Here is a 12,762-nt window from a genome sequence, read left to right as displayed (position 1 = left end):
GCGTCACTCCGGGAAGGTCAGCAGAAGGTTGAGATGGCGGTCGACCCGTGCCTGCGCTCCCGCGGGGATTGCAAACGTTGTATCTTCCTGAACGACCACGGCAGGCCCATGGAACGTGCTGCCAGGCACGAGGGTCTGCCGGTCGTGAAGGTCGACGGTCTCGACGCCGAGGCCCGTATAGACCGCGAGCCGTCGTGCCGGATTGGCCGGGGCGTCGACCGCATCGGTTTGCGGAAAGGAAAGTTTCGGCCCCGCGCCTATGGCGGACAGCCGGATGTTCACAAGCTCAATGTCGCCGTCCGGATCGTGAAAATCGTAGAGCTGCTGATGGGTGAGGTGAAAAGCCTGCACGATGGCGGCCATATCGCCATCCGCCAGCCATTGCGGCGAAAGGACGACTTCGATCTCATAGCTCTGCCCGACATAGCGCATGTCACAGAAGAGATTGAGTTCCGCGGCCGCATTATGCCCCTGCGCTGCGAGCCAATGACGGCCCTCGCCCGCAAGCGCGTCGAAGGCCTCGCGAATTGCCGGCAGCGACGCGTCCGATAACGGGCTGAAGACGGTCCGGATGAAATCTCCGCGCAGATCCGCCACCAGCCCACCCAGGGCCGACACCACGCCGGGGCGGCGCGGCGCCATGACGCGTTTCATACCAAGTTCGCGGGCAAGGAAGGCGCCGAGCATCGGGCCGCCGCCGCCGAACGGCATGAGCGTGAATTCGCGCAGGTCCACGCCGGCGCGCGAGGCGAGTTTCTCGACCTCGACGAACATTTCCGACACCGCGATGTCCAGGATCGCCTGGGCCGTCTGCTCCACCGGGCGGCCGAGCCGGGCGGCAAGGTCACCGACCGTGCGATACGCCAGCCGGGTATCGATGCGAAGCTGTCCATAGGCCATCTCGCTGTGACCGAGCCAACCGCACACCACCATGGCGTCCGTCACTGTCGCCCGCTCGCCGCCCCGGCCATAGCATGCCGGCCCAGGTGTCGATCCAGCCGATTCCGGCCCGACGCGCAGCACACCCTGGGCGTCGACACAGGCGATAGAGCCGCCGCCGATGCCGATCGAGCTCACCGACACGGAGGGGATATGGAGCGGGAATTCGCCAATCAGCTCGCCGGTGCCGAATTGCGCCTTGCCGCCGATGATGAGCGCGAAGTCGGCCGAGGTCCCGCCGATGTCGAGGGTAAGAACCTTGTCCTCGCCAGCCTGGCGCGCCAGCCACGAGGCGCCGATCACTCCTGACGCCGTCCCCGACAAGAGCATGTTCACGCAGGCGCGCTTGCCTTCCGCAGCGTTCATCAGCCCGCCGTTCGACTTCGTCAGCATCGGGCGCGCCGGTACACCGCGGCTCTTCAGCCGCTCTTCCAGCGCGGTCAGATAGCCCGAGACGCGCGGATGGACATAGCCATTGAGAATGGCGGTCGAGCTGCGCTCGTATTCGCGGATGACAGGCCAGACCTCGGCAGAGGTGAAGACGAACAGGTCGGGCGCAAGGCGCGTGATCGCCGCCTTGACGGCAGCTTCCTGCGCAGCATTGCGCCAAGCATGAAGGAAGGAGATGATGATCCCTTGCGCGCCGTTCGATTTCGCCGCAGCGACCGCGCTTTCCACCGCCGCCATGTCCGGCGCTCTGGTCTCGCTCCCGTCGGCGCGCATGCGAGCTGGAATGCCGAAGACCATGTCACGCGAGATCAGCGGATCCGGCCGCGAGCAGAACAGCGAATACATGTCCGGCATGCGAAGCCGCGCCAATTCGATGACATCCTCGAATCCGGCATTGGTGAAGAGCGCGAGCGGCGCGCCCTTGCGCTGGATGATCGTGTTGATACCGACGGTCGTGCCATGCACGAAGCGCGTCATACGGACTGGATCGAAGCCTTCGCGCTCGGCCAGAAGGGCAAGACCCGTCATCAGTTCGGCGCCGGGATCCTCCGGCGTCGTCAGCACCTTCAGCGAAGCGACGCGTCCGGAGTTTACTTCGAGCGCGCAAAAATCGATGAATGTTCCGCCAATATCGACGCCGACCTTCCAGTCAGCCTCTTTCAGCGCCTCATTCGCCGTGATCGTACCGTCCATGATGCGTCCCTTCCTGTCCGCGGACCAGGACTGGCACGAGCGGACGGTCAGGGTCCAAGATGGATGACGAGCAAAGATATAAGCCTTGCTTATGCTTCGGCGCGATGTTCGCCGAGGACGGCCGAACAGGCAGCACGGATTTCGTCGCGCATCATCTCGTCGGCCCGCGACAGCCCCCGTGTGCGCGAGGTGAGCAACGCGATCGGAAATTCCGGCCCTTCGACCAGCGGCCTGACGGCAAGCCCGGCAAACTGGTGCCATGGCAGCAGCGCGTCGACCAAGGCGATGCCGAGACCGGGCTGGACGAAGCCGACCGCGGAAATGGAGACGTCGATCTCGAGCGACGGCGAGAGCGTGACGCCCTGCGCGCGGCCGGCGTGGGCCAGTTCGTCAGCGGGACGGGTGTTTCCGCGATAGGATATCAACTCCTCCCCGACGAGATCAGCGAGAACCAGCTCGGTTTTCCTTGCCAACGCATGTCCAGTGGGCAGCAGGCAAGCGAAGCCTACGCTGCCGATCACTTCGGCCTCGATGTCGGGAGGCAGGCGGTCGTCCATGGCCACGCCGAGGCTGGCATCGCCGGCGCGCAGCATGTCGACGATCGCGGCGATTGGCGCCATATGGGAACGCAGCAGAATATCGGGATGCTGCGCCCGGAATTTGGTAAATGCGCGCGGCAATATCGCCATCGCCGGCGGCGGCGAGGCCGCGACCCTCACCAACCCGGTCCGGCCGAGACGCAGGTCGGTGGTCTTGCGGCGCAAACCCTCCAGCCCCGCCGATAGCCTTTCGGCATCGGCGAAGATCTCGAGCGCCTCCGGCGTCGGACGCAGCCGGCCCTTGACACGTTCGAACAGCGTGAAGCCGAGTTCGTCCTCAGTGTGGAGCAGGATTTGGCTGAGCGCAGGCTGGGAGATGTTCAGCATCCGCGCCGCGGCGGTCACAGTGCCCGCCCGCATGATTGAGATAAACACTTCGAGCTGCCGCGCCCGCATTGCCACTCCATAGGTAAAACTTATGGCTCTTGTCCAAACCCATCTTTGACGCAATGCCGCCGGGCGGACAAGATCAGCATGTTCAAGGATATCCGCTCTGGGCTAAATCAGGATGAAGTTTGGCTGAATCGTCATCCTGATTTAGCTCTTCGTTGGAGCAGATCTTTTCCGAAACCGGTTCCCACTTTCGGAATCATGCTCTGAGAAACGACTATGGATGTGATCGTGCTAGGCGGCGGATTGATGGGGACGGCTTCGGCCTATTTTCTTGCCAGGCGCGGCGCGCGCGTGACGTTGATCGAGCGCAATCGGATCGGCACGGGGGCAACCGTCGCTTCCTTCGGCAATATCCGGCGCACCGGGCGCCATCTGTCCCAGCTTCCGCTGGCCCACCGCTCGCTCAGTCTGTGGGGCGAGGCCGAGAAAATGCTCGGCCGCGACGTGGAATTCCGCGCCACCGGCCATGTCCGGCTGATCTTCGATGAAGGCGGTCTCGCCGACATGCGCGCCTATGCTCAAGCCGCGCGGCCCTGGGGGCTTGAACTGGAAGAACTTGGACAGAGTGAGATTCGCGCCCGATTTCCCGGCCTCGGTCCCGACGCGATCGCGGCCTCGTTCTCGCCCCGCGACGGCAGCGGCAATCCGCGGCTGATCGCGCCGGCCTTCGCCGAAGCCGCGCGCAAGCTGGGCGCGGAAATTGTTGAGGGAGCTGAAGTCCAGACGATCAAGCATACGGATTCCGGCTTCCTTGTCGCCACTGGAAAGGGCACATTCGACGCCGAATGCCTGCTCAATACCGCCGGCGCATGGGGCGCGCGCATCGCCGCGCAGTTCGGTGAGGAGGTGCCGCTCGACGCCCGTGGCCCGCAGATGGGCGTGACCGAGCCGCTGCCGCATCGGATCTTGCCGGTGGTGGGCATCTGGACGCGCGACAAGGACCATGGCGCCTATCTGCGCCAGGTCGAGCGGGGCAACATCGTCTTCGGCGGCGCGGCCGAAAGGGTGCCGGTGGACCTCGATCCTGGCCATGCGGCCGCCGATCCGATGCGACTTCCGGTGCAGTTGCGTGCTGTCGCGCGGCTGCTGCCGGCAATCACGCGGGTTGCAGTCATCCGCACCTGGTCCGGATGCGAAGGCTATGTGCGGGACATGCTGCCGGTCATGGGACGCTCGGCAACGACGCCAGGGTTGTTTCACGCTTTCGGCTTCAGCGGACACGGCTTCCAGCTCGGCCCCGGCGTTGGTGACGCCATGGCCGAACTGATCGTGACCGACCGTTGCGAGATACCGATCGACGATTTCAGGATCAATCGCTTCAGCCGCGCAGCCTAATGAAGCGAACCGACCAGGGTTGGCCTCCCCGAAGCAATTAGCAATGGTCTTTTTTAGGAAACACCAGAGCTTACCGCAACGGGCGATATGAGGCGCGCAAAGCCGCCATTCGCTAGAAGATAAAGGCGATCGGCGAGTGGCGGACCGGCTTCTTGAATCGACTTTGGCGAACTATCCCGTAAGCCATTGATAAATAACGATAATGGTGGGCCCGGAGGGACTCGAACCCCCAACCAAGCGGTTATGAGCCGCCGGCTCTAACCATTGAGCTACAGGCCCCACGCGGGCTGGATTAATGTTTTTCCTTCGACGGCACAAGGCTTTCCCTGCGGGCTTTCACAGATCGCCCAAATCAGCCCATATTCGCGCCCTAGTTGAGCATCCGCGACAGGATCGCGGACCAAGGAGATTTTCATGACCAGACACCTTTTGCCTCTCGCGCTCGCCGCTGCAATCGCTTTTCCGGCGATGGCTGGAGCCGCCGATTTGCCGACGCCGCCCCGCATCATCGTGTCCGGCGAAGGCGAAGCAACCGTCGCTCCCGATCTGGCGGTGCTGACGCTCAGCGTGATGCGCGAAGCCAAGACCGCGCGTGCGGCGCTCGACGCCAACAACGACGCCATGGCTGCGGTGATCGCGGCGATGAAGGCGGCCGATATCAAGGATCGCGACCTGCAGACCGCCGGCATCCAGATCAATCCGCGCTACAACTACACCAACAAGCCGGACGGCAGCCAGGAGGCCGAGCTCGTCGCCTACCACGTGACCAACACGCTTTCGGTGCGCGTGCGCGACGTCGACAAGACGGGCGAGATCCTCGACAAGGCGGTTTCGCTCGGCGTCAACCAGGGCGGCGGCATCGCCTTCACCAACGACAATCCGTCGGCCACCGTGAGCGAGGCCCGCAAGAAAGCGGTCGCCGACGCCATCGCCAAGGCCAAGACGCTTGCCGTGGCCGCCGGCGTCAGCCTCGGCCGGGTGCTCGAAATCACCGATCAGAACATCAGGCCGATGCCGATGCCGATCAACGCCAAGGCTTTCGATGCCGCGGCAGGCGCGGCTCCGGTGCAGGCCGGCGAGAATTCCTACAACGTCCAGGTCACCGTCACCTTTGAACTGAAGTAACGGCGACGGAAGCAACGGCCTCCATCGCCGGCGCTGACCACGACGGATGATCCACAGCCGATGCGAAAAAACCCCGCGGGATCGCTCCCGCGGGGTTTGTCGAGCCACACCCGTCCGATGAGAAAGGGGCTCTGCTACCAGAGGCTTCAGCGATCGATGACGGGGCAACCGCGCTCATTGGCGAACACGATGACGACGCGGTCGCCGTACTGACGGCCCATGACCTTGACCGTGCGGCGATTGACGTCGACGATGCGGGCACGGCGCAGTCCCATGCGGTCGGCCTTGTCGAGGGCACGTTCGGGCGAACAGCCGCGGCGCCAATCGTCACGGCGTTCGTCACGGCGGTAGCGATAGCCGTCGTCGCCGGCATAGACGCCGAACCGCGGATCCTGGTTGTTGCCGAAACCGAGATAGAGGCTGTCGGCATGGGCGGGGATGGCGGCCAGCGTGGCGAGCCCGACCAGCGCCGAAAGGGCCGCCGTCTTGATCGTGGTGTACATGGTTCTCTCTCCTTGTTGCGGGCTAATACCCGTCCTCGTGAAACCGATGGTGGGAGAATGCACTCGCCTGTCTGAACTATTTACGAACCCGCCGTTCATCTGCGGTTCATGTGGCGGGAAAAGGAAACCTCCGCCGGTTTTCGAACAATGCGCCTCAAACGGCCTGCCCTGTGTGGTTCCGGCGCGCCTTGCCGACACCAGCTTCAGGGCTCGTCGTCGAGCATATAGTCAAAATAATCCTCCGGCTCGGCGAGGTCGGTTTCGCTCGCCTTGACCCGGCCGCGCATCGAGATGCCGGCCTCATGCACGGTCTCGGCACTGCCCGACACCAGCCGGTGCCACCAGTAGAGATCGCGGCCCTCGGCAACCAGCCTGTAGGCGCATGTGCTGGGCAGCCAGCTGATGGTACGCACGTTCTGCGGCGTCAGGCCGACGCAATCGGGAACGCGCGCCAGCCGGTTGGCGTAGTCGGCGCAGCGGCAAGTCCGCGCATCGAACAGCCGGCAGCCGACGCTGGTCCAGTAGATTTCGCCCGTATCCTCGTCCTCGAGCTTCGACAGGCAGCATTTGCCGCAACCGTCGCAGAGCGATTCCCACTCGGCCGGGCTCATCGCCTCCAGCGTCTTTGTTTTCCAGAACGGTGTTTCCATCCCGGGGATGTGGCCCCAGCAATCGCCAAGGTCAAGCATCGCAATGGCCGCAATAGGGCTACACCCCAGCCGAATGACACGAAGTTGCCTTCAAAAGGCCGGCCAATCGCCCTGTACGGCCCCTACCCATGGGCAGCTGGAACCAATTTCGTTAAAATCGGTTTTCGGCAAGGATGGGACCCCACAAGGAGAATTTTCAATGAAACGCCAACCACGGATTCTGGCAGGCACCGCACTTGGCCTGTTGATGGCATCCGCGCCGTTAGGCGCATCCCCGCTGCAGGGAAGTGCTGCGTTCGGCTCCATGCAACGGGGTGCCCTGCCAATCATCCTGGCCCAGGCGGCGTGTGCCGAGGGCGAATCAGCCGAAGCCTGCGCACAGAAGCAGCAGGGAGATCAGAAACCCGAGCGCAAGAAGCGTGAGCAGCAACAGACCGAACAGGCGCCCGCCAGCCAGGCCGCCCCCGCGACCGAGGAGCAGCAGCCGCGCAAGAAGAAGCGCGACCAGCAACAGCAACAGACCCAGCAGGCTCCCGCCGCTGAGGCCGCTCCTGCGACCGAGGAGCAGCAGCCACGCAGGAAGAAGCGCGACCAGCAGCAGCAGCAGCAGCAGACCCAGCAGGCTCCCGCCGCTGAAACTGCTCCCGCAACCGAGGAGCAGCAGCCGCGCAGGAAGAAGCGCGACCAGCAGCAGCAGCAGACCCAGCAGGGGCCCGCCGCTGAAACCGCTCCCGCCACCGAGGAGCAGCAGCCGCGCAGGAAGAAGCGCGACCAGCAGCAGCAGCAGCAACAGACCGAGCAGGCGCCCGCTGGTCAGGCGGCACCCGCCAATGACAACCAGCCGGTCGAGAACCCGCGCAAGAAGCGCAAGCAGGACCAGCAGATCGAGACAGCACCTGGCGGGCAGGCGCCGGCCGCCGAGCCCGGGCAGAAGCCGGACAAGCACAGGAAACCGGCTGGGACGAACCAACCGACGCCGGAAGCCACACCTTTGCCGACCAACAAGGAAGCCCCGGCTGAGCAGCCGGCGCCGAAGGCCGAGCAGGCTCCTGCCGGCCAGGCTCCCGCCCAAGGCGAACAGCCGCAGGACAAGACGAAGAGGAACGGCAGGAAACCGGTAGGCGAGCAACCGGCGACTGGCGAGCAGCCCGCGACCGGCGAGCAGCCGCAGATCGGCCAGCAGCCCGCCACGGGCGAACAGCCCGCCACCGGCGGCAAGGCCGCGCCTGCCCAGGGTGAGAACCCCGTGCAGGGCGAGGTGCCCGCCGACAAGAACGCCGCTCCCATTCTCGACAGCCAGAAGGATGCCGAGCGCAAGGGCGGCAGAAAGCCCGCCAACCAGAATGGCGGGCAGCAGAATGGTGGCCAGAATGCCCAGCAAGGCACCGAGCAGGGGCAGAAGCCCGCAGTCGCTCCGGTCGACCAGGGACCGCCGCCAACCGACGACAAGGCCGCCCAGCAGGAGATCAGGACCGAGAAGATCGTCCCGGTGACGCAGGAGAAGGGCAAGCGCCTCGATCGCGCACCCGACGAGAACATCCGCGACCGCCGCCGGCCCAAGGGCGTCGATGTGCTCAAGGAGATCGGCGACCGGGTCATCATCCAGCTCAACGACCAGACGTTCGTCCAGCACAATGATCGCCCGCGCCTGACCCGCGGCGCCAGGGATGTCTATTACGAGGACCTGCCGCAAGGCCGCACCCGAGAGACGGTCGAGCGAGACAATGGCATCCGGATCGTCACCATCCGCAACCACTACGGCGACATCCTGCAGCGGTCGCGCATCACGCCCGACGGCCACGAATATGTGCTGAGCTATGTCGACGAGAGGAGCTATGAGGATGAAAACGACTGGCGCGATCCCGGCGATGACCTGCCGCCGATGCGGCTGACCATCCCGCGCCGCGATTACATCCTCGATTCCGAGGATGTCCAAAGTCCGGACGACTACTACACCTTCCTCGAGCAACCGCCGGTGGAGAAGGTGCAGCGCCTCTATTCGATCAACGAAGTCAAGCGGTCGGCCCGCGTGCGTGATATTGCCCGGCGCATCGACCTCGACACGCTGAACTTCGAATTCGGCTCGTCCTCGATCTCCGACACCGAGGTGCAGAAGCTCCAGGGCGTCGCCGACGCCATGGAGAAGCTGTTGAAGAAGAACCCGGCGGAGACCTTCCTGATCGAAGGCCACACCGACGCCGTCGGCACGCCCGAGGCGAACCTCGCTCTGTCGGATCGCCGCGCCGAAGCGGTCGCCGAAGCGCTGACCAATGCCTTCGGCATCCCACCGGAGAACCTGACGACACAGGGCTATGGCGAGGAGTATCTGAAGGTCAACACCTCGGCGCCCAATCGCGAGAACCGCCGCGTCGCCATCCGCCGCATCACCTCGCTGGTGGCGCCGGTGGCGAGCAACAATCAATAGTTCAGCTGTTTCCAGGGCTTGAGACAGCACCTGGACTCAGATTGACAAGAAAGACCCCACCCCGGCGAACCGGGGTGGGCCAGAGTTCAGGTCCCTCGCGCAAAAGAAGTTTTGTAGCGGCATCAGAGCCGCCTCATTGAATCGGAGCGGGGCAAACCCCAAATTCTGGACCGGGCGTTCCCTGCCCCGTCCCGACTCCAGCGGGACGCATTGAGCCCCGCCGGTCCCCTCGCCGGCGGGGTTTTTGATTTGACGGAGTGAGCCAGGCCGTTCTCACCGCCGCTGTACGGACGGTGACGGAATTGGATGAAGGCGGCTCTGCCGGCGCGCGATTTCCCTCAATAAATGCTTTTCACCTTCGTATCCGAATGCGCAAACACCTCGTCCGGCACGAAGAAGTCGCCGGCCAGCGGTCCGGTCGCGCCCGGCGCGTAGGCCGAAAAATCTGTCACGCCTTCGGCCCGCAGCACCTCCTCGTCGATGTAGAAATTGCCCGATGTCTCGCGTGAGGGCCGCAGGAAGATCGCATGCGCTGCATCGGCCATAATGTCGGGCGAACGGCTCATCGCCGCCACTGTGGCGCCTCCCAGGAGATTGCGCACCGCCGCCGTGTCGATGGTCGAGATCGGCCACAGCGAATTCACCGCGATGCCGTCCCTGGCGAACTCGGCACTCATGCCCAGCGTGCACATCGACATGCCGAACTTGGCCATGGTGTAGGCGACATGGTTCTTGAACCACTTTGCCTTCATGTCGAGCGGCGGCGCCAGATTCAGAATGTGAGGATTTTCAGCCAACTTCAGGTGCGGAATGCAAATTTTGGAGACCAGGAACGTGCCGCGCGTGTTGATCTGATGCATCAGGTCGTAGCGCTTCATGTCGGTTTCCAGCGTGCCCGTAAGCTGGATGGCGCTGGCATTGTTGACGCAAATGTCGATGCCGCCGAATTTTTCGGTCGTCCTGGCAACCGCCTCGGCCACCTGCGCCTCCTCGCGGATGTCGCACAGGACCGGCAGCGCCTTGCCGCCGGCCTGCTCGATCTCCTGCGCCGCGGTATAGATGGTGCCTGGCAGCTTCGGGTGCGGCTCGGCGGTCTTGGCGGCGATCGTCACATTGGCGCCGTCGCGCGCGGCGCGCAACGCGATCGCCAGCCCGATGCCGCGCGACCCGCCGGAGATGAACAGCGTCTTTCCCTTGAGCGACATTTTTCCTCCGCTTCCCTGCAATCCTTTTCGTCGGCGCGATCCTTGCCCGTGGCGGCTCCGGATACAAGAGCTTGGCGTCCCAAAGGACGATGACGCAACGGAGGCCGGTATCGCCCAAGGCCTGTTGGACGTCGCGGCCTTTTATGGTATATATTCTATACAATGAGGTAGATTATAGAATGGCAGTGTCGATCAAGAATGTGGAAGTCGAACAACTGGCGCGCGAGTTGGCGCGCCGGCGTCGGGTGTCCCTCACTGAGGCGATCCGCCAGAGTCTCGAGCGCGAGATTGCCCGCGAGCGGCTGGTGCCGCGTGACGAACCCGATAGTCTCTTCCAGCGCCTGATGGCGATCGCCGACAAGGCCGGCAAGATTCCAAGACGCGAGAATGCGATGACCGAAGATGAGATCCTCGGTTACGATGAACTTGGAATTCCGACGCGATGATCGTCGATTCATCGGTCCTCGTCGCGATTCTGGGCGCCGAACCTGGCCATGATCAATTTGTGCGCGCCATCACCAACGCCGGGAGACGGCTGATCGCGGCGCCAACGCTGCTTGAGACGACGATGGTGCTGGTCGGCGGCTGGCAGGACGAGATAGCCGATCATCTTGACGCCTTCCTGAGCGCGGCTTCGATCGATACGATCCCGTTCACGGCCGACCATGCGGCGGTAGCCCGTCAAGCCTTCCTGCGCTATGGCAAGGGCAGACATCCGGCCGCGCTTAATTTCGGCGACTGCATCGCCTATGCCGCGGCTCGGCTCGAGGCCATGCCGTTATTATTCAAGGGCAATGATTTTCGACTAACCGATATCGAACCCGCCATCTGACTGAGGCGTTAGACCAGCACCAGCCCTTGCCGCATCGCGATGGCGATGGCGTCGGTGCGATTGGCCGCGCCGAGCTTGATCAGGATCGCGGCGACATGGAATTTCGCCGTGTGGACGGAAATGTTGAGCCGCCGGGCGATCACTTTGTTGGGCGCGCCTTCGGCCAGCAGCGCCAGCACTTCCGCCTCGCGCGGCGACAGCGCCGGCCGCACGGCATGCTCGTCGGAGGCTTCGTCCTCGAAAGACTGGCCCTCGCTTGGGTGGAAATCCTCATGGCGCCCGCCGCCACCGCCCGAGACGCGATATCCGGCTGTCGCCAGCCGTGCCGCCGCGGCAATCAGCAGATCGTCCGCGCCCGCGGGCATGACGGCAAACACCTCGCCGGCCGGCCGCTCGCCGCCGGCACGTCCCGACAGCAGCACCCGTGGAATTGAAACCGGCACGGTATCACCGCTCCTGTCATCGACGATGGCAACGTCGGCCCTGCCGCCGCCGGTCACGACCGGCAGCAGGTCATCGCTGGTGGCAAGCGAGGCCGCCAGGCGCTCGGCGCGGGCCGCATCGCCAAGCGCAATCAGCACCACCAGCCGCCGCGAGGCGGCGCTGTCGGTCATGATCCGTTCGCTGGCGAGCATATCCATCTGGCCTCTCAGGAAAGTGGCTTTTCGCCGATGGTGAGCTGGACATCGCGCTGTTCGCCGCCACGCACCACGCCGAGCGTCACCGATGCGCCGGCGCTGTCGGGCCCGAGCCTGCGGATCAGTTCGCGCGGACCATGCACGGCCTCGCCGTTCCAGGCCACGATGATGTCGCCCAGCGACAGGCCGGCGCCCTTGGCCGGACCATTGTCATCGAGGCTCATCACCATCGCGCCGCGCGCATCGCGGTCGCGCACGGGATGCAGGCCGGCACCGAGGTAGCCGCGCGCGACATGGCCTTTCTCGCGCAGCGTCGCCACCGCCCGTTCGATCGTCTCGTAAGGCATGACCAGCGCACGGCCGCGCGGCCCGAACAGAAGCATGCCGATGAGCGCCCCCTTGGCGTCCAGCACCGGGCCACCCTCGAAGCGGCCGCCGGCGCCGACGGCCAGATGGATGCGTCGATCGATGGTGCCGCCGCGCATCGAGCGCCAGGCCGGGCCGACTTCGCCGACCGAGCCGGATACGGCCAGTGCCGAACCCTGGCTGCTGCCGATGGCAATGGCGACATTGCCCGGCCGGACCAGATCTGCCTTGACAAGCACAGGCGCGCTGACCGCATCCGCGGGCTTCAGCAGGGCAACCCCCGTGGAGGGATCGCGGCCGACGAGTTCGGCCTTCACCGTCCCGCCCGAGGCCAATGTCAGTTCGATCTCCTCGCCGGCCTCGACGGCCTCCTCGGCGGTGACGAAATAACCGTCGCCCCAGTGGAAGGCGCTTGCCGTGCGGTGGTGATGCGTGGCGAAGCTTGCCGTAGCGGGCGCCGCCTTGGCGGCGAGATCGGCGATGGCCTCGGAAAATACATTCAGATTGAAGTCGCTCATAATGATCTCCTGGGTTCTCTCATGCCCCAGATATCGCTCGGTAGTGCGTCCGGAGATACTCGCCTGACGGCTAGTTGCCGGCTCGACTGGC

General features: G+C 64.6%; 12 protein-coding genes and 1 tRNA gene. 5 read left to right on the top strand and 8 right to left on the bottom strand.

Features of this window, described 5'->3' with window-relative positions:
• Window positions 1-3 precede the first annotated feature (3 nt).
• Together FJ548_RS15940 and FJ548_RS15935 are read right to left on the bottom strand one after the other, a co-directional pair.
• Entirely contained in the window at window positions 4-2,082 is a 2,079-nt protein-coding gene (locus tag FJ548_RS15940; RefSeq protein WP_140778350.1) for a hydantoinase/oxoprolinase family protein, read from the bottom strand.
• 89 nt (window positions 2,083-2,171) lie between these two features.
• Window positions 2,172-3,077, bottom strand: coding sequence for a LysR family transcriptional regulator (locus tag FJ548_RS15935; RefSeq protein WP_140778349.1), 906 nt, complete (start codon window positions 3,075-3,077; stop codon window positions 2,172-2,174).
• Window positions 3,078-3,290: 213 nt separating this feature from the next.
• Here FJ548_RS15935 and FJ548_RS15930 point away from each other — a divergent pair, with 213 nt between their 5' ends.
• The gene (locus tag FJ548_RS15930) at window positions 3,291-4,409 is read left to right on the top strand and encodes an FAD-binding oxidoreductase (RefSeq protein ID WP_140778348.1); all 1,119 of its coding nucleotides are present in this window, start codon (window positions 3,291-3,293) and stop codon (window positions 4,407-4,409) included.
• 203 nt (window positions 4,410-4,612) lie between these two features.
• Here FJ548_RS15930 and FJ548_RS15925 read toward each other — a convergent pair.
• Window positions 4,613-4,688, bottom strand: a tRNA-Ile gene (locus FJ548_RS15925).
• A gap of 135 nt (window positions 4,689-4,823) precedes the next feature.
• Here FJ548_RS15925 and FJ548_RS15920 point away from each other — a divergent pair.
• Window positions 4,824-5,534, top strand: coding sequence for an SIMPL domain-containing protein (locus FJ548_RS15920; protein ID WP_140778347.1), 711 nt, complete (start codon window positions 4,824-4,826; stop codon window positions 5,532-5,534).
• 146 nt (window positions 5,535-5,680) lie between these two features.
• On the opposite strand, the gene FJ548_RS15915 is transcribed toward FJ548_RS15920, so the two are convergent.
• Window positions 5,681-6,037: a hypothetical protein gene (locus FJ548_RS15915; protein ID WP_140778346.1), complete on the bottom strand. Its 357-nt coding sequence runs from the start codon at window positions 6,035-6,037 to the stop codon at window positions 5,681-5,683.
• Between the two features lie 203 nt (window positions 6,038-6,240).
• Window positions 6,241-6,687, bottom strand: coding sequence for a YcgN family cysteine cluster protein (locus FJ548_RS15910; protein ID WP_140692496.1), 447 nt, complete (start codon window positions 6,685-6,687; stop codon window positions 6,241-6,243).
• A gap of 199 nt (window positions 6,688-6,886) precedes the next feature.
• Here FJ548_RS15910 and FJ548_RS15905 point away from each other — a divergent pair, with 199 nt between their 5' ends.
• Window positions 6,887-9,112, top strand: coding sequence for an OmpA family protein (locus tag FJ548_RS15905; protein WP_140778345.1), 2,226 nt, complete (start codon window positions 6,887-6,889; stop codon window positions 9,110-9,112).
• A 338-nt stretch (window positions 9,113-9,450) separates the two neighbouring features.
• Here FJ548_RS15905 and FJ548_RS15900 read toward each other — a convergent pair whose 3' ends face one another.
• On the bottom strand, window positions 9,451-10,317 hold the full coding sequence (locus FJ548_RS15900; RefSeq protein WP_140778344.1) for an NAD(P)-dependent oxidoreductase: 867 nt from the start codon (window positions 10,315-10,317) through the stop codon (window positions 9,451-9,453).
• A gap of 179 nt (window positions 10,318-10,496) precedes the next feature.
• Between FJ548_RS15900 and FJ548_RS15895 the strand changes: the two genes are divergently transcribed.
• A complete protein-coding gene (locus FJ548_RS15895) occupies window positions 10,497-10,763 on the top strand; it encodes a type II toxin-antitoxin system VapB family antitoxin (RefSeq protein WP_140778343.1) in 267 nt (88 codons plus the stop codon).
• Window positions 10,760-11,149 carry a type II toxin-antitoxin system VapC family toxin gene (locus tag FJ548_RS15890; protein WP_140778342.1) on the top strand — a complete coding sequence of 130 codons (390 nt, stop codon included), beginning with the start codon at window positions 10,760-10,762 and terminating at the stop codon, window positions 11,147-11,149. Before FJ548_RS15895 ends, FJ548_RS15890 begins: the two co-directional genes overlap by 4 nt.
• Before the next feature lie 8 nt (window positions 11,150-11,157).
• Here the strand turns inward: FJ548_RS15890 and FJ548_RS15885 are convergent, their stop codons facing one another.
• Entirely contained in the window at window positions 11,158-11,790 is a 633-nt protein-coding gene (locus FJ548_RS15885; RefSeq protein ID WP_140778341.1) for a helix-turn-helix transcriptional regulator, read from the bottom strand.
• A gap of 8 nt (window positions 11,791-11,798) precedes the next feature.
• A complete protein-coding gene (locus FJ548_RS15880) occupies window positions 11,799-12,671 on the bottom strand; it encodes a S1C family serine protease (protein ID WP_140778340.1) in 873 nt (290 codons plus the stop codon).
• Window positions 12,672-12,762 lie beyond the last annotated feature (91 nt).

It is taken from the genome of Mesorhizobium sp. B2-4-17, from assembly GCF_006441275.1.
In the GTDB taxonomy this organism is placed as follows: domain Bacteria; phylum Pseudomonadota; class Alphaproteobacteria; order Rhizobiales; family Rhizobiaceae; genus Mesorhizobium.
This window is presented reverse-complemented; position numbering and strand designations above follow the sequence as displayed.

Bases quoted from the DNA above. Each gene is read 5' to 3' on its own strand.
- FJ548_RS15890 (WP_140778342.1), top strand. From the start codon at position 10,760: ATGATCGTCGATTCATCGGTCCTCGTCGCGATTCTGGGCGCCGAACCT.
- FJ548_RS15910 (WP_140692496.1), bottom strand. From the start codon at position 6,687: ATGGAAACACCGTTCTGGAAAACAAAGACGCTGGAGGCGATGAGCCCG.
- FJ548_RS15915 (WP_140778346.1), bottom strand. From the start codon at position 6,037: ATGTACACCACGATCAAGACGGCGGCCCTTTCGGCGCTGGTCGGGCTC.
- FJ548_RS15880 (WP_140778340.1), bottom strand. From the start codon at position 12,671: ATGAGCGACTTCAATCTGAATGTATTTTCCGAGGCCATCGCCGATCTC.
- FJ548_RS15895 (WP_140778343.1), top strand. From the start codon at position 10,497: ATGGCAGTGTCGATCAAGAATGTGGAAGTCGAACAACTGGCGCGCGAG.
- FJ548_RS15920 (WP_140778347.1), top strand. From the start codon at position 4,824: ATGACCAGACACCTTTTGCCTCTCGCGCTCGCCGCTGCAATCGCTTTT.
- FJ548_RS15905 (WP_140778345.1), top strand. From the start codon at position 6,887: ATGAAACGCCAACCACGGATTCTGGCAGGCACCGCACTTGGCCTGTTG.
- FJ548_RS15900 (WP_140778344.1), bottom strand. From the start codon at position 10,317: ATGTCGCTCAAGGGAAAGACGCTGTTCATCTCCGGCGGGTCGCGCGGC.
- FJ548_RS15930 (WP_140778348.1), top strand. From the start codon at position 3,291: ATGGATGTGATCGTGCTAGGCGGCGGATTGATGGGGACGGCTTCGGCC.
- FJ548_RS15940 (WP_140778350.1), bottom strand. From the start codon at position 2,082: ATGGACGGTACGATCACGGCGAATGAGGCGCTGAAAGAGGCTGACTGG.
- FJ548_RS15885 (WP_140778341.1), bottom strand. From the start codon at position 11,790: ATGGATATGCTCGCCAGCGAACGGATCATGACCGACAGCGCCGCCTCG.
- FJ548_RS15935 (WP_140778349.1), bottom strand. From the start codon at position 3,077: ATGCGGGCGCGGCAGCTCGAAGTGTTTATCTCAATCATGCGGGCGGGC.